A 16,618-nucleotide genomic window follows, 5' to 3' on the forward strand; every position below is an offset into this window, starting at 1 on the left:
TCCCTGTTCTTGTCATGCGAATTGTCCAGATGCGGATTCAGGAAATGATCCTTTGCCATCATGCTGATCCCGCCCGCATAGAGGTGGGTGTCGGGCTGCAATCCCTTGATCCCTGTGATTTCGGCAACTTCAGCAACGACGCCGGGCTCCTGAAACGCGTAGATGATCTCTTCAAGAATCGGGGCGTGCTTGTTCATCTGCGCAGACGCGAACTTGAACTCGCGAAGATTCCTTTTCAGCGGCATGTCCCGCCCCGCCGGGAAGGATCTAAAGATGCCGGCAACTTCCTCCTCGGGAAGAAGGTTGTCGATGAAGCAGCTCTGGATCGGATGAGCTTGAAAATCGGCCTTCATCCGCTGACGCTCTGCCAAGAGGCGTTGCGCAATCAGATCACCATATTGTCTGCGGTTCATCAAACACCCCTGCGGCAGTTTGAATAAGAAATGCGAAAAATTCGCGAGAATAGCTCCCAGTATACCTATTGGTACTCTTGGTCTTTGCTAACCACAAGATCACGGCTTATCGGCTGCTTGGTAGCCTTCGCCGATCCGACCATGGTTTTTCCCCCGTCAACGACATCGTCGCCGAACACCAGCGTCGGGGTGTCGGGACCACATGACTTGACCGTCCGCGCGACGAGGTTCGTCCGCATCCCCTATGAGATGCTGCGTCGCCCCGCAGCCACCGCTCCCCGCCGCAACGCCCTGTGACGATCGCGATACGCCCCTCTCCGGGCGGGCGGGATGGCGGCACCAAACCGCTGATTTGGCGAGGGTGTCAGTAGATTTTCTGATATTCAGAATCTACGCGGTTGATGTTGGCCTGCGGCCCGAGCCGCGCAAAATCACGTTTCCGCTCCCCGCTTCTATATCAGCCGTTGAGATGGGGTTACGGTACAGTGCATAAAACTCTGGCGGGCCTGCCTGCTCCCGAGATAGCGCGCTATGGCCCTGGCTCGAATTCATGAGGTTGCGATGACCGCGGGTGCGCGCGCCGGCGTGCTGCATGACAATCGATCCTTCACTTGGCAGAGCGCGCTCACCGCACGGCTCCAGGCCGCAGGTTCGGCACGCCTATGCCGCGGACACGGATCGGGACTGGCAACGCTCCTCCGCTGACGTCGAGCCCGAAGCCCGCGCCATCGCGGCGCAGGCGGAAGCCGATGGCACGACCGGTGTTGCGCCAATCCGCCGTGTCGCCGTCGTCGACATAGAGGCAGCCTGCGCTGCCCTGATCGGGCGCGCCGAACACGACCGCTGTCAGCCCGTTCCCCTCCTCGATCGGAATGATCGCGCCGGCGCGGGCGAACAGGGGCAGGCGGCCGAGCGGGGCGGCGATGGTGATGCTGCGGCCGCCTTCGAACGGCGTGCCGTCGTGCCAGTCGTACCAGCCGCCGGGATGGTCGGGCAGATAGACTTCGCGGGTGGTCGCGCACTGTTCGAGCACGGGAGCGACGAGCAGATCCGGGCCGAGCATGAAGGCGTCCTCGGTCCCGGCCGCGATCGGATCCGACGCGAAATCCCACAGCAGCGGTCGCACTGCCGGCATGTCCTCGACTGCGGCGCGCCACATCTGCGTGTAGAGATAGGGGATCAGGCGGTGGCGCAGCTCGAGCACGGCGCGCACCTGCGGCAGCACGGCGGGATGCATCCAGGGCGTCGAGAAGTTGCCGTCGTCCTTCCATGAGTTCATCACCATGCGCGGCCACAGCGCGCAGAACTCGACGAAGCGGCACAGCAGCTCCGGTCCCGGCGACGGTCCGTGGAAGCCGCCGACGTCGTGGCCGATGTTGTAGAGCCCCGACAGGCTCATGTTCAGGCCCTGGGTGAGATTGTAGCGCAGGGTCTTCCAGGCGGTCTCGTTGTCGCCGCTCCAGGTCTGGCCGTAGCGGGCGATGCCGGCGCCGCCGGCACGCGTGATCGTGTAGGGGCGCTTGCCCGGATCCTGCGCGGCCTGGGTCTCGTAGGCGAGCTTGTGCATCAGGAGCGCCTGCGCCGGGCGGGCGAGCGCCTGCGGGAATGGCCGGCCATCGCCGGCGCACACCGCATCCTCGTCCCAGATCTCGTATTCGTTGTTGTCGCTCCACACCGCCGTGACGCCATAGGCGAGCAGCGCGTCGCGGATGCCGTCCGCCCACCACTGCCGTCCCCTGGGGTTGGTGAAGTCGACATGGAAGCCGAGGCCGTCCCAGAATTGCGCTGTTGCCGGCGCGCCGGTCTCACCATCGGCGACCAGGATGCCGCGCGCCTTGGCCTCGTCGAGCCGCGGATGATCGTCGAGCAGGCAGGGCTTGATGTTGGTGACCGGCACCATGCCCGCCGCCTTGAGCCGCGCCATCGTCGCCGCCGGATCGGGAAACTTGTCGGTGTTCCAGTTGAAGACGTAGCGGCGCTTGCCGATCGAGGTGTAGCCCGAGCCGAAGTGGAAGCTGTCGCAGCGGATGCCGTGGCATTTGCAATCGTCGATGAAGGCGGTGACGCGCGCATCGGCATCGGGCGCATCCGCGATCGTCATCGTCGTCATCGCGAAGCCGAGCGACCAGCGCGGCGCAAACGCCTGTCCGCCGGTCAGCCAGGAAAACCGCCTGGTGACGTCGGGCACGGTCGGGCCGGCCAGCACGTAGTAGTCGAGATCACCATCCTCGGCGCGATAGAAGCGGAACAGGCCGTGATAGTTGTCGATCGTGCAGCCGAGGTCGACCACGCCGGGCGCGAGGTTGTCGTAGAACACGCCATGGGCGCCGCGCGCGCCATCGACGATGACGAACGGCAGCATCTTGTACAGCGGGTCGGACAGTTCGGCATCGAAGCCGCAGGGATCGACCGCGTCGATGGCGAAGCGTCGGCCGGTGCGGTCGAGCGGACCGGCCTTGTCGCCGAGACCGTAATGGCGCTCGTCCTTGTGGCGCTCCATCGCATGCATGAGGGCACCGGATTTGCGCGACAGCAGATAGGCCTGGGTCGGACGATCGCGCAGGAACGGCTGGGATTCACCGGGGCGATGCCAGGCGATGCCGAACGGATCGAGCTTCACTTCTGCGCGCAGCCCGGGCGTGGCGAGCGTGACGACGCCGCCCTGCTCCGACACGTCAAGAACCGGATTGGCAAAGCCGGAGACGTCGTCGCGCGGCCGTCCCGCGAACGGCGGCTCAATGTGGTCGGGCGCGATCGCCCAGCCGCGATCGAGCCGGTAACCCTCCGGCCGGCGCAGGGTGACGCGGCCGATGTCGCGTTCGAGGATGGCGACGCGCAGCGTGGCGAGCACGGGCGCATCGGCTCCGGTCGCGAGATCGAACAGCGCGGCGCCGTCGTGGACGCCGCGGAAGCGGCCGTGGGTGAGGGCTTTCATGAGATCAGGCTCCGGGTCGATCCGGGCCGGCGAGTGCCGCGCCGGTCGCGTCGAACAGATGCAGATGGTCGGGGGTGAAGTTGATCGCGATGGCATCGCCACGGCGCAGGCGCGACTGGCCGTGCTGGCGCAGCGTGATCTGCGGCAGGCCGGGCGCCGTCGCCGAGATAAAGCTCTCGCCGCCGAGCTGCTCGACGAGATCGACGCTCACGGTCAGCATGCCGGCGTCCGGCGCGATCTCGACATGCTCGGGCCGGATGCCAAGCGTCACGCTCTGGCCCACAGCGAGGTGAGAGGCCGGCCTGGGCATCGCGATCTCGCGCTCGCCGATGCCGAGGCGGAGCGTGCCGTCGTCGGCGGCGACCATTGCAGGCAGCAGGTTCATGCGCGGCGAGCCGATGAAGCCGGCGACGAAGACATTGGACGGATGATTGTAGAGCTCGAGCGGCGTGCCGACCTGCGCGATGCGGCCGGCATTGAGCACCACGATGCGATCGGCGAGCGTCATCGCCTCGACCTGGTCATGGGTGACATAGATCATCGTGCCGCCGATCTCGGCGTGCAGGGCCGCGAGCTCCTTGCGCGTGGCGACGCGCAGCTCGGCGTCGAGATTGGACAGCGGCTCGTCGAACAGGAAGATCTTCGGATCGCGCACGATCGCCCGGCCGATGGCGACGCGCTGGCGCTGGCCGCCGGACAACGCCTTGGGCTTGCGGTCGAGATAGTCGGTCAGCCGCAGCATCGCGGCTGCGCGCGCAACGCGCGCCTCGATCTCGGCCGGCTTCAGCCCCATGTTCTCGAGCGCAAACGCCATGTTCCGGCGCACGCTCATATGCGGGTACAGCGCATAGGACTGGAACACCATCGCAAGCCCGCGGTCTGAGGCCGGCAGATGGGTGACGCGCGCGCCGTCGATATGGATCTCGCCGCTGGTCACCGTCTCCAGGCCGGCGATGACCCGCAGCAAGGTCGACTTGCCGCAGCCGGAGGGGCCGACGAAGACGACGAACTCGCCATCCCTGACATCGAGGTCGATGCCGTGCAGCACGTCGATCGGGCCGAACGATTTGCGCGCGCCGGTGAGTTTCAGATCAGCCATGGCTCATAACCCGATTGCTCATTTCATTCCGGTCGAGCCGATGCCCGTGGTGATGAAGCGCTGCAGGAACACGAACACCAGGGCGACCGGCGCGAGCGTCACCACCGTCATCGCCAGCAGATAGTGCCACTGCGTCTGCAGCTCGCCCTGGAAGGCATTGAGCGCGATCTGCAGCGTGTAGACCTCGGTCTTGGTCAGGACCGCGAGCGGCCACAGGAATTCGTTCCAGCGCCACATGATCGAGAAGATCGCCAGCACCGCCAGCGCCGGCAGGGTCAGCGGCATGACGATGCGCCAGTAGATCTGCCACTCCGACGCCTTGTCCATACGTGCGGCCTCGATCAGGTCCTTCGGCAGGGTCAGCATGTATTGCCGCAGCAGGAACACGCCGGTCGGCGTCGCAGCGCCCGGCAGGATCACCGCCCATAGCGAGTTGGCGAGACCGAGCTCGGTCACGACCAGATAGACCGGCACCAGGACGATGGTGATCGGGATCATCAGCGTGCCGATCACCGCGAGCGTGGCGACCTGCTTGCCGGGGAACGCGTAGATGGCGAGCGCATAGGCCGCCATCGAATTGATCAGCAGCGTGATCAAGGTGGCGACCGCGGTCACGAACACCGAGTTGAACAGGAAGCGCAGGAAGGCGAAGCGCTGCAGCGGCTCGGTGTAGTTCTCGGTCGCGAAGGCAACGCGGCGCACCGGCTCGCGCTTGTCGATCGCAACGCGGAACTGCTGCGTGGGATCGGCGGGATCGACCATCTGGGCGACGAGCCCGACGCGACGCAGCTGCGCGAGCTCGCGCACGGAGCCGTCGGGCAGCGTGGTGCGAAACAGCGGCAGCGGCTGCGGCTGGCCGGCGACCTTGACCTCGACCTGCGCGGACGGCAGCAGCGACGGCGGAAACTCCAGCAATGCGCCCGGCGTCTTGAAGGACGACAGCACCAGCCACAGCACCGGGCCGAACATCAGCACGACGCCGAGCGCGAGATAGGCGTAGGCGGCGATGTCGGTCCAATGCAGCGGACGTCCTAGACCGTTGCGGCGCTGACCGAGCAGGCTGGCAAGGCGCATGGGTCAGACCTCCTTGCGCCGCGCGGCGGCGAATTGCAGCAGCGTCAAGATGAACAGCACGACGCCAAGCACCACGGAGGCGGCGGCGGCGAGGCCGAAATTCTGCACCTGGCTGGCGAAGCCGGTCTCGTAGATGTACTGCACGATCATCAGCGTGGCGGTGCCGGGGCCGCCGCCGGTCAGTACGAACACCTCGTCGAAGGTCTGCGCGCCCTTGATCAGCGCCAGCACGATGACGACGATCATGTTCGGCCACAGCAAGGGCAGCGTGACGTGCGTCAGCACGCGCCAGCGCGGCGTCGCATCCATCTCCGCCGCCTCGTAGAGATCGGCCGGGATCGCCTGCAGGCCGGCGAGCAGGATCAGGGTGTAGAAGCCCATATGTGCCCACACCGACACGAACACCGCCCAGAACATCGCCCAGCCGGGATCGACGAAGAACAAAATCTTCTGCCCGCCGAGCGTGGTGATCGCGGCATTCAGCAGCCCGTCGCGCTGCAGGATCCACTTCCAGATCAGCGCGACGACCACCGGCGACAGCAGGACGGGGAAGAAGTAGACCGCGCGGAAGAAGCCGCGGGCGCGGATCTTCATGTTCAGGACCAGCGCGGTGACGAGCGACAGCAGCACCATCGCCGTCACCTGGAACAGCACGAACTTCACGGTGTTGGCGACGCCGCGCCAGAAATGATCCTCGCGGCAGCTACTCGCATCGAGATAGGAGCCGCAGTCGAACAGATAGGCGAATTGCTCGGCGCCGACATAGGGCCGCTGCGATGGAAACAGCGCCACGCCGCCGGTGACCGAGAACACCAGATTGATGCCGATCGGCAGGAACACGAACAGGCCGAAGAACACGAAGTTGGGCAGCAGAAACACGTAGGCCATGCGGCGCGCGCCGATCAGCCGCTGCAGCGCGCGCATCGGCGGATCGAACAGCTGCAGCGCAAGCTCCACCGGCAGCAGCGCGACGCGCCTGAGCCCGGCGGCGGCGTCCGCTGCAAGGCCGGGCTGCGGGCGCGTGGCGGACGGCACGTCCGGCATCGCCGTGCTCTCCTGCCGTGAGCCCGCCGCGCTCACTTCTTGTTGCGCTCGGCGATCTGCTGGGTGACGTCGGCCGTGATGCGCTTATAGGCGTCCTCGAGCGTCGTCTCGCCGGAGACGGCCTGGCCGAGCCGGCTGATGACGGCGTTGAAGATGATGCGGCTGTTGGTGTAGCCCTGGGTGCGATAGGCCAGCGGCGAGATTTGCGCCGCGCTGGCGGTGAACACTTTCAGCGCGGCGGCGGCCTCGGGGCTGGCGGTCGGATAGTCGACGCCCTTCTTCGCCAAACCGAGATGGCCGGGCACGAACAGCGTGCGCGAATAGAACTCCGCCAGCACCGGCTCGCTCGCGAGATACTCCATCAGCCGCGCGACTTCCTTCGGATGCTGCGTCGACTTGAACGCGATCAGGCCGGCACCGCCCGGCATGCTGCTGCAGCCGCCGGGACCGCAGGGGTTCGGCACCGCCACCCAGTCGAACGCATTGCCGACGGTCTTGGCGAACTGCGCGATCTGCCACGAGCCGGACAGATACATCACGACCTGCGCGTTCTTGAACTCGTCATTGGCGCCGCGATAGGCCGTGCCCGACACCGAGCCCCACAGCTCCTTCGACATCACGCCGGACTTGTGCCAGTCGTAGATCAGTTGCGCCGCGCGCTTGAAGCCGTCGTCGACCACGTCGGGCTCGCCAGCGGCGGTGAACACCTGCGCGCCTTGCGACATCGCCAGTGCGTAGAAGCGGTGGCCGGAGCGGTCGAGCGCGAGCGGGAACGGCGCCTGCACCTTGGCCGCGACCTCCTTCAGCGCCTTCGCCCAATCCTCCCACGTCGCCTTATCGCCGGGCATCGGGATGCCAGCCTGCTCGAACAGCGTCTTGTTGACGAACGGACCGGTGACGGTGAGCTGGGTCATGAAGCCCGGGATCGCCTGGGTGTCGCCGGGCGGACGCATCCAGGCGAGGAACGGGCCGAAATTCGCGTCCCAATAGCCGGGATCCTTGAGCAGCGGCCGCATGTCGAGCGCGTAGCGCGACAGCCCGCCCATGTCGACGACCCGCGCCATGTCGGGGCCCTGGCCGGATGCGAGTTGCACCGGCAGATTCTCGTTGATCGCCTTGTACGGCACCTGGTCGAGGACGACCTCGATGTCCTTGTTCTGGTCGTGGAAGCGCTTGAGCAGGTCCGCCATGACCTCGCCCTCGTTGCCGTCCGAGTACCACGCCATGCGCAGCGTGACGGTCTCGGCCACAGCGGGCCCGTTCAATGCGGTCGCGGCCAGCACCGACAACAGAAGCGACGTGACGAGTGGCGTCAGGGCACGCATGATCGTTTCTCCCCTTCTTCTCAGCACCGGTCCCGAGCATTGCGGCACGCCGCGGCGGGTCCGTTGCGAAGCCAGTCACGCAGGGCTGGCGTTTCCTCGAGCGATGCCTCCGGCCCGAGCCGGATGCTTTTTTGCATTTTGGCAAACGTTTGCCAAAGCGTCAACCCAGGTCTAACCTGCCGCTGGTCGTCGCGGCTACCCCGCCAGCGGCTTCCGATGCCCGCCACGTAGGCCCGAGGGAGCGCGATGACCGACGACGTCTCACTTGCCACCGTCGCGACCAAGGCCGGCGTTTCGGTCTCGACCGTGTCGCGGATCGTCAATGGGCAGACGCATCGCGCCTCGATGGCAACGGTGGCGCGGGTGCGCGAGGCGATCGCGGCGGTCGGCTATCGGCCGAACCCTGTGGGGCGCGCGCTCAAGCGCGGCCAGAGCCAGCTGGTGGCGATGATCGCGGCCAATCTCGACAACCCGGCGATGGCGACGATCGCAAGCTCCACCGAAGCGGCGCTGCGCCAGGCCGGCTACGTCATGGTGTTGTGCGACACCCATGACCGGCCCGAGCTGCAGGACGAATATCTCGCAGCGATGCGGGCGCAGCTGGTCAGCGGCTATGTGCTGGTCGCGGCGGTACCCAGCCCCGGGCTCGAAGAGCTCTCGACGTCGGGCGCGCCGGCCGTGTTCGTGAACCGCCGGAATCCGCACGGCTCCGGCCCGTTCGTCGGCATCGACGATCGGGCGGCCGGCGCCGCCGTCGCCGATCATTTCGTCGATCTCGGCCGGCAGAGGCCGGGCGTGGTGTTTCCGCGGCTGGGCTCGTCGGCGACGCGCGACCGCGTCGCCGGCTTCCTGGCGCGGCTGCAGGCGCGCGGCGTCGCGGAGGCGGCGATCATCCGTGAAGGCGGGGACGGCCGAACGCATCTCGAGATCGGATACGATGCCGCCGCGCGCGTGTTCGCGCGCCGCGAGAGGCCGGATGCCCTGCTTTGCGTCAGCGACCAGATCGCCTATGGCGTCAACCGCAGCGCCCGCGAGCACGGCCTGACCATTCCCGCCGACTGCGACCTCGTCAGCATCGACGGCACGCCGCTCAACCAATGGGTCGCGCCGTGGCTGCGATCGATCGAAATTCCCTACGCCGTCTACGGCGCCGAGATCGTTGCCGGCTTGCAATTGCTGTGGCAGGGCGAAGCGTTCGGCGAACGCCTGCTTCCCTACCGGTTCGACTGAGGCGCAGGGCCACATGATCCAACAATGGTTGACGAACTATGGGCCGGTCATCCCGATAGGATTCGTGTTCGGAGCGTTGTTCTCGCTGGTCAAAGAATTCTTTCGCCGGCTCGTCTTCAGCGCAATGCTGTTTCTGATCACCTACAAGGCGATCGTGAACGCGACGGCCCATGCCGGGTTTCAGTGGGATCATCAACTCGCCGCCAGTGGCTTGTTGGGAGTCCTCCTCGGCTGCCTCGTACGACCTGCCGTCGCCGGAATCGGGCGCAGACTGACGTCACCGGCGGGTTCGAGCCGAGAGCATGGTGAAAACGGCGGTCCTACCGCTGTAGCTGACGTATCGTCGAACGACCATGTGACCGAAGACTGAGCCTCTTGTCGTCCACGCGCCAAACGAACACACAGAGGGTGCGCTTAATCATGCAGGCGCGTCCGAAGCCGATCGAGCTACACGATACCTGCGCTATACCAGAGTTCGCTTTTTCATGATGACTTCCGATCATGCCGCCAGCTAGTGGCCTCACACAAACTCGGAAGCCCACGAAACGCGCAAACCCATCGATGGTTCCAACGTCATATCAACTAAAAGCTGTGGACAAAGTCGAAGGTACCATGAGAATGCCTGCCTGTGCGATGTGGCACGGTCGAGCGTGAGACATTCAGTGCGAGTGCGTGCGAGTTCTGGTCGTGTAAGTGCTGCGCTCAGACGGGCTGCGCTGCCACCGCACCGCACCCAATGAAGGGCTGGCCTGATGGTTGTCGGCGACGGAAAAGTAGTAAGGTTTTCGATCCGGCCGACATCACCTCCCGCCGAAAGCCGTCCCATCAACGAGGCCCCTCTCAGGGTATTGATCGTCGACGGCTCTTCGGATCAGCGCATGGCGGTGCGAACCGCTCTCGAAGCGGATGGCTATCTGCTGAGCGAAGTGGACGACGGGACGAAGGCCCTCGCGACGGTCGGGGCGCTTCAACCGGATTGTGTGCTGCTCGATGATCACCTGCCCGACGTCAACGACAGGAACGTGCTGGACCTCCTGCGCCGCTCCGACGGATCAATGCCCTGCGCGGTGGTGATTTTGACCAGTTCGGAGCAAGCCGACAGTCTTGGCCGCTCGCGAGACCCCGGGGAGTTCGACACCTTCAATCGACGGCAGGTGGCTGACGTCAGCCTGAGCCGTACCGTTCGCGCCGCCGTCGAGCGTCATCGCCTCCTCGAACAGCGGCGGCGAACTGCGGAGCGCGATGCCCATCTTGCCGCGCTCCTCGAATCCTCCGACGACGCAATCATCTCGACCGACATCGAGGACCGGGTTAAGACCTGGAATCCGCGGGCGGTGACCCTGTTTGGTTTCGCCGAGCACGAGGCTGTCGGCCGAAAACTCGACGAGTTGGTCGTGCCCGACGATCTCATCCAGCAGCGTCAGAAGCTTTATCAAGACGTGAAGCAAGGCCGGGTCGCAATCAAGTGCGAAAGCCGGCGCCGCCGGAAGGACGGCGGCTCCGTGGAGGTCGAAATCAGAGCGGCGCCGATCTTCGATGCAAATGGCAATGTCGACGGATTGTGCTTCATCAAACGCGACATCACAGACCGCAAGACGACAGAAGACGGACTCGTCCAGGACATCTCCACGCGCAAACAGGCCGAGGCGGCGCTGGCCGAAAGCGAGCAGCGGTTGCGCGACGTCCTGAACGGGATGGACGAGGCGTTCGGCCTGATGGACCGCGACTTCCGCATCCTCATGCAGAACGAAGCGGCGCTGCGGCTCGACGGACGCACGTCAGGGGAGATCTTTGGCCGCACCCACTGGGAGGTCTATCCCGGCTCGGAACACAGCAAACTCGGGCAGCTCTACAAGCGAGCAATGAGCGAGCGTATCCCGGTCGCGCTCGAGCACCAGTCTCGGCGCGACGGCGAACCTGCGCGCTGGCTGGACATGCGCGCCTATCCGGTTCCAGAGGGTCTGGCGGTGTTCTGGCGCGACATCACCGGACGCAAGCAGGCCGAGCAAAGCCTCATTGCTGCTCACGCCACGATGCGCCATTTGGTCGATCACTCGCCGTTCGGCATCTACATGGTCGACGCCGACTTCCGCCTCGTTCAGGTGAGTGAAGGCGCACAATCCGTCTTCAGGAACGTGCGACCGCTGATCGGCCGCGACTTCGCCGATGTGCTGCGCATCGTCTGGCCGGAGCCGTTCGCCAGTGAGGCCATCGAACGATTCCGCCACACGCTCGCGACCGGCGAGGCCTATCACTCGCCGAGTACGGTCGAGCAGCGCGGAGACATCCCCAGCAAGGAAGCCTACGACTGGAAGCTCGAGCGCGTGACCCTGATGGACGGTCGGCCTGGCGTGGTTTGCCACTTCTACGACCTGTCCGAAAGGCAGCGCCATGAGGAGCACGTCCAGCACCTGATGCGCGAGGTCAATCACCGGGCGAAGAACATGCTCACGCTCGTCCAGGCGATTGCCCGGCGAACCGCCGCGACAAGGCCCGACGACTTCATCGCCTACTTCAATCAGCGTGTACGCGCGCTCGCAGCCAACCAGGACCTGCTGGTCAAGAACGAGTGGAAGGCGATCCCGCTGCGCGATCTCGTTCGCTCTCAGCTCGCGCATTTCGATGACACGCGCATTGTGATCGACGGGCTGTCGGTCGAGATCAACGCATGGGCGGCACAATCGCTCGGCCTGGCGCTGCATGAACTTGCTACCAACGCCGTGAAATACGGCGCGCTCTCCAACGATTCAGGTCAGGTCGAAATCAGCTGGGAGGTCTCGCATGGCGAAGACGGCCCGCGCTTCTCGATGTCCTGGGTCGAGAAGGCTGGTCCGGCCGTCGAGCCGCCAACACGTCAAGGCTTCGGCTCGACGGTAATCGGCGGCATGGTCAAGATGAGCCTCGGCTGCGATGTACGCATCGATTATCGACCGAGCGGCCTGACCTGGCGCATCGAGTGCCCGGTGGACAAGGTCGCCGAAGGTGGCAGGGCGTCGATCGCCGCTCACGAGACCGGAGATGCAGCCGTCTCAGGTCTGCCCTCGACACATCATCAACGCCGCGTGCTGGTTCTCGAGGACGAGCCACTGATCGCAATGGATGTCGCCGCGGCCTTGTCGGACGCTGGATGGAGCGTGATTGGACCGGCCAGCACCGTCGCGCAGGCGCTTGCGCTGTTGAGAACGATCGGTTGCGATGCCGCCGTTCTGGACACCAACATCGGCGCCGAGACGGCCGAGCCGGTTGCCGCCGAGCTCGTGAGATCCGGTACGCCGTTCATCACTGTTTCCGGTTACTCGCACGAGCAGCAGCCCGAGATCATGAAAAAGGGTCTGGTGATGAGCAAGCCGGTCGAGCGTGAACGACTGGTCGCCGCGATCGGCAGATGCCTCGTCCGCTAGACAAGGATGCACGCCGGGCGGCGCAATCCGGACGCGTCCATTCTCGACGCCAATCAGGGGACGATAGCAGCATCGCGGCCAGACGCCGGTCAGCGCGCTAGCGGCTGCCGGTCGGATGCCACCACTGTCCGTTCAATGTCATCCCGGCGATTGCAATCTGCTTCGTCCCCGTCATGCGCTCGCCGGTCGAATCGACGTAGGTGAAATTACCCTCGTTGACGGTGAAGACCGTTGCATCTCCGGCAGAGCCCGGCCGCAGGGTTCCAAGCTCAGGCCGGCGAATGGCGGCCGCTGCATTTGCAGTGGTGGCACGAATGACGTCGGTCAATGGCGTGCCGAGACTCAGGAATTTCGACAGCGTGGTCGCCTGGTCGAACACCGGCCCTTCGAGGTTGAGAATGTGCACGTCGGACGAGATCGTATCCGGCATGAAGCCGCCGGCCAGCATGGCGCGGGCGACCTTGAAGGAGAACGAGCCCATGCCGTGGCCGACATCGAATAGGACCCCGCGTTGCCGGGCCTCGATGACCGCCGGCTTGATGGCGCCCTGCCCCGTGACCGGCGTATTGGGAAACGGACGAAAGCAATGCGTGAGAACGTCGCCTGGTCGCAGCCGCGCGAGAACGTCCTCGTAGCTCGGCGGCGGCTCGTCGATATGCGCCATCAACGGCAGACCCAGCTCTTCGGCGACCTGAAGTGCGATGTCGAGCGGCGCTGCGCCGGACGCCCCGCTTGCATTGCGGCCAACCCGGACCTTGATGCCGACGATGACGTCACGATGCGCGTTGGCGACGGCCACCGCGTCCGCCGGGCTCATCAGCCGCATGTCGCTGCTTTCGCCGACCATGATGGTTTTCGAGAACGCGTAGATTCCGGCGAACGAGACGTGAAGATAGGCAAGGATGCGCGGTTCGCTCCGCTCGATGACATGCTTGAGAAAGCCGCGGAAGTTGCCGGGGCCGGCGCTTCCGGCGTCGACCACGGTGGTCACGCCGCTCTGACGCGCAAAATCGGTCGCATCGACGCCGAGCGACGTGCCGCCCCAATAGACATGGGTATGGAGATCGATGAATCCCGGCGCCACGATGCGACCGCTGACGTCGCGGACATCGGCGCTATCCGCGGCAGAAATGCCCGCACCGACGGCGGCGACGCGGCCGCCGGAAAATGCGACGTCCGCGATCTGATCGAGTCCTTGCGCGGGATCGATGACGCGGCCTCCTTTGAGCACCAGGTCATAGGTCATGTCGTTGTCGTCCTTTCCGGTTGCTCGCGGTGAGGAACGCCTGATGCTTGGCTAGTCGCCCAGCGGGCCGTTCGCGTCTTCCTTGGTTGCCTTCAGCAGTTCATATTTGATGCGCCGCATCCGCTCCTGAGCCTCGCGCGGCTTGAGATAGGCGGTCGACGTCGCCAGGAGGTCGATGATGGCGAGTAGGGCATAGCGCGACGCCGTCGGCTTCAGCGCATCCGGCGCCTCCGGCACATGAAACCCAAGCGTGATGTCTGCGACGGCTGCCAGCCGGCTCTGCGGTTTGGTGATCGCGATGACCATCGCGCCGTATCGCTTGGCGACCATGGCGGCCTCGATCACCTCGGCGATGATCCCGGTGGTGGATATCGCGATCACCACGTCGTCGCGGCCGAGCGTCGCCGCGAACATGCGCATCAGGCGTGGATCGGAGGAATGGTTCACGGCAATGCCGAGCCGGAAGAAGCGGTTCTCGACCTCCGCGACCGCGACGGTGGAGCCGCCGCCGACGCCGAAGGCCGCGAGACGCGAGCAGCGCGCGATCGCCTCGGCGGCCCTCTCGACGTCCTCCTTCTGCAACTGCTGCTCGACGGCCGAGATCGCGTTGCGGATTTCCTGAAACACCGATCGCCACAGCGCGGGCCGCGCCAGCTCGGTGCCGACATGGGGCGGCAGTTCGAGATAGATGCGGCCGACAGCGGACGCCTGGGCCAATCGCACCTTGAGCTCGCGAACGCCGCGGCAGCCGACCGACCGGCTGAAGCGGGTCACCGTCGGTTCACTGACCCCGGCGCGGCGTGCGAGCTCGCCATTGCTCGAATGGACGGCAAAGTCGACATCCGCCAGCAACGCAGCCGCGACGCGCTGTTCCGATGGACTGAGCGTCGGCTCGATCTGCCGGATCACGGAAATGATGTCGTCCGGACCAAAGTCGCGCTGCGGCAGCACGGGGCTTGCGCCCGCTTTCTCCGCCACTGCCGCTCGGGGCTTGCGCCTTGCTGATCGTGCCATTCGCCGCCTCTCTGTCCGGAGCACAGCCCGGCCCGTGCTCCCGGACGCCCGTAATAAAGTTACGAGACTGGCCGCACTGCACAAGAGATTCGGCCGAAACTTCGCAAATCCGGACTTGCGCTTTAGCACGTTCTGTACGTAACTTTCAAACAAACACGCTGTCTGGCGATAGAAACAACCAATGCGCGGGACGACCCGCGCGAGCCGGGTCGGCGCGAGCAAAGGGGAGGTTGGCCATGACACCGGGACTGGGCTGGGTGACGCGCGCCGCCGCGGCTCTCATCACCGCATCGCTCTTGACTACGCCGGCCGGCGCGGCCGGCACGCTGCGGGAGGCCACCATCGGCGAGCCGCCGCCGCTCGATGTGATGCTGACGACCGCCGACGTCGCGTCGACCATCGGGCGCCACATCTTCGAGACGCTCTACGCCTGGGACTCGACCTACACGCCGCAGCCGCTGCTGGCCGATCGCGACCGCGTCGAGGATGGCGGCAAGACCATCATCATCACGCTGCGCCAGGGCGTTCTCTTCCATAACGACAAGGAATTGACCGCCAAGGACGTCGCCGCATCGATGGTCCGCTGGGGCAAATTCGGAGCCCGCGGCAAGTTGCTGATGGCCTCTGCGACCTCGGTCGAGGCGACCGGCAAGTATGAAGTCACGCTGAAGCTGTCGGCCCCGAACGGCGCCTGGAAGAACCTCATCGCCGACGTCAATGGCGGGCTGGCGATCTATCCGGAAGACATCGCCGAAAAGGCGGGCAACAAGCCAATCGAGCAGAAGGACTACATCGGCACCGGCCCCTACAAGTTCGTTGACTGGCGGCCGAACCGCTATGTCGAGGTCGAGAAGTTCGACAAATACAAGCCGCGCAGCGAAACGGCCGACGGCTATGCCGGCGCTCGCATCGCCAATTTCGACAAGATCCGTTTCGTTCCGGTGCCCGATGTCGGCACGCGGGTCAGCGGCGTGCAGGCCGGCGACTACGACTATGCCGAGATGATCTCGGGCGACCTCTACGACAATCTGAGCAAGGACAAGACGGTCCAGGTGCAGCGGAGCAACGCGCCGATCTTCGGCCTGTTCTTCATGAATTCGAAGGACGGCATCCTGAAGGACAATTACAAGCTCCGCCGCGCGATCCAGACGGCCCTCGACAAGTCGCAGGCGTTGCGCGTCGCGTTCGGTCCAAAGGATCTGTGGAACGCGGACGGCTCGTTCTTCCAGAAGGGAACGCCCTGGTACACGACAACGGGCGTCGCCGGCTACAGCCCGCATGACGCCGCGAAGGCGAAGGAGCTCGCCAAGGAGGCGGGCTACACCGGCACGCCCATCCGCCTGCTGGTGTCGACCAACTACCAGGCGCATTACGACGAGGCGGCGGTGTTCACCCGCCAGCTCGCGGATGCCGGCATCAACGTCCAGATGATGGTCGTCGACTGGGCGACGCTGTTGAAGATGCGCGGGCAGCCCGAACAGTGGGACATCTTCGTGACCCATCACAGCCTGGCGCCCGATCCCGTGCTGCTGACCTTCATGAATGCGAGTTATCCCGGATGGTGGGACAGCGCGGAAATCCAGGCATTGCGGACCGAACTCGTCAATTCGTCCGATCAAACCGCGCGCAAGGCGGTCTGGGACAAGATCCAGGCGCTGGTCTACGAGCAGGTGCCGGTCATGAAGGTGGGCGATGCCTATACCTATGACGTCGCGTCCCCCAAGCTGAAGGGGCTCAATCCGAACGGTCCGGTGTTCTGGAACGTGTCCACCAAGTAGCTGCGCAGGCGGCGCGGTTCAGGCGGTCGTCCTGGCCTCGCGTCCGTCGCCGCCCGCCA

General features: G+C 65.3%; 11 protein-coding genes and 1 pseudogene. 4 read left to right on the forward strand and 8 right to left on the reverse strand.

Going from position 1 to position 16,618, the window contains the following annotated elements; genetic code table 11:
• The 6 genes and pseudogenes from ACQR1I_RS32175 to ACQR1I_RS32200 all read right to left on the reverse strand — a co-directional run.
• Positions 1–413: pseudogene (locus ACQR1I_RS32175) on the reverse strand (2OG-Fe(II) oxygenase); the annotation flags it as partial.
• A 625-nt stretch (positions 414–1,038) separates the two neighbouring features.
• Positions 1,039–3,348, reverse strand: a complete 2,310-nt coding sequence (locus ACQR1I_RS32180; RefSeq protein WP_434870449.1) for a TIM-barrel domain-containing protein — start codon at positions 3,346–3,348, stop codon at positions 1,039–1,041.
• 4 nt (positions 3,349–3,352) lie between these two features.
• Positions 3,353–4,447: an ABC transporter ATP-binding protein gene (locus ACQR1I_RS32185; protein ID WP_434870450.1), complete on the reverse strand. Its 1,095-nt coding sequence runs from the start codon at positions 4,445–4,447 to the stop codon at positions 3,353–3,355.
• 18 nt (positions 4,448–4,465) lie between these two features.
• Complete coding sequence (locus tag ACQR1I_RS32190; RefSeq protein ID WP_434870451.1) at positions 4,466–5,521, reverse strand: carbohydrate ABC transporter permease; 1,056 nt, start codon at positions 5,519–5,521, stop codon at positions 4,466–4,468.
• Between the two features lie 3 nt (positions 5,522–5,524).
• Entirely contained in the window at positions 5,525–6,565 is a 1,041-nt protein-coding gene (locus ACQR1I_RS32195) for a carbohydrate ABC transporter permease (protein WP_434870452.1), read from the reverse strand.
• 32 nt (positions 6,566–6,597) lie between these two features.
• The gene (locus ACQR1I_RS32200) at positions 6,598–7,890 is read right to left on the reverse strand and encodes an ABC transporter substrate-binding protein (RefSeq protein ID WP_434870453.1); all 1,293 of its coding nucleotides are present in this window, start codon (positions 7,888–7,890) and stop codon (positions 6,598–6,600) included.
• 246 nt (positions 7,891–8,136) lie between these two features.
• On the opposite strand from ACQR1I_RS32200, the gene ACQR1I_RS32205 reads away from it, so the two are divergent.
• The 3 genes from ACQR1I_RS32205 (at position 8,137) to ACQR1I_RS32215 (ending at position 12,521) form a co-directional block, all read left to right on the forward strand.
• Positions 8,137–9,120: a LacI family DNA-binding transcriptional regulator gene (locus tag ACQR1I_RS32205; RefSeq protein ID WP_434870454.1), complete on the forward strand. Its 984-nt coding sequence runs from the start codon at positions 8,137–8,139 to the stop codon at positions 9,118–9,120.
• 13 nt (positions 9,121–9,133) lie between these two features.
• Positions 9,134–9,490 (forward strand): hypothetical protein, encoded by a 357-nt coding sequence (locus tag ACQR1I_RS32210; RefSeq protein ID WP_434870455.1) that lies wholly within the window; start codon positions 9,134–9,136, stop codon positions 9,488–9,490.
• Positions 9,491–9,872: 382 nt separating this feature from the next.
• A complete protein-coding gene (locus tag ACQR1I_RS32215; RefSeq protein WP_434870456.1) occupies positions 9,873–12,521 on the forward strand; it encodes a PAS domain S-box protein in 2,649 nt (882 codons plus the stop codon).
• 97 nt (positions 12,522–12,618) lie between these two features.
• Here the strand turns inward: ACQR1I_RS32215 and ACQR1I_RS32220 are convergent, their stop codons facing one another.
• Both ACQR1I_RS32220 and ACQR1I_RS32225 read right to left on the reverse strand, forming a co-directional pair.
• Positions 12,619–13,767, reverse strand: coding sequence for an amidohydrolase/deacetylase family metallohydrolase (locus ACQR1I_RS32220; RefSeq protein WP_434870457.1), 1,149 nt, complete (start codon positions 13,765–13,767; stop codon positions 12,619–12,621).
• Between the two features lie 51 nt (positions 13,768–13,818).
• Positions 13,819–14,745 carry a MurR/RpiR family transcriptional regulator gene (locus ACQR1I_RS32225; RefSeq protein ID WP_434870458.1) on the reverse strand — a complete coding sequence of 309 codons (927 nt, stop codon included), beginning with the start codon at positions 14,743–14,745 and terminating at the stop codon, positions 13,819–13,821.
• A gap of 272 nt (positions 14,746–15,017) precedes the next feature.
• On the opposite strand from ACQR1I_RS32225, the gene ACQR1I_RS32230 reads away from it, so the two are divergent.
• Positions 15,018–16,559 carry an ABC transporter substrate-binding protein gene (locus tag ACQR1I_RS32230; RefSeq protein ID WP_434870459.1) on the forward strand — a complete coding sequence of 514 codons (1,542 nt, stop codon included), beginning with the start codon at positions 15,018–15,020 and terminating at the stop codon, positions 16,557–16,559.
• Positions 16,560–16,618 lie beyond the last annotated feature (59 nt).

This window comes from Bradyrhizobium sp. HKCCYLS2038, assembly GCF_051167655.1.
Classification (GTDB): domain Bacteria; phylum Pseudomonadota; class Alphaproteobacteria; order Rhizobiales; family Xanthobacteraceae; genus Bradyrhizobium.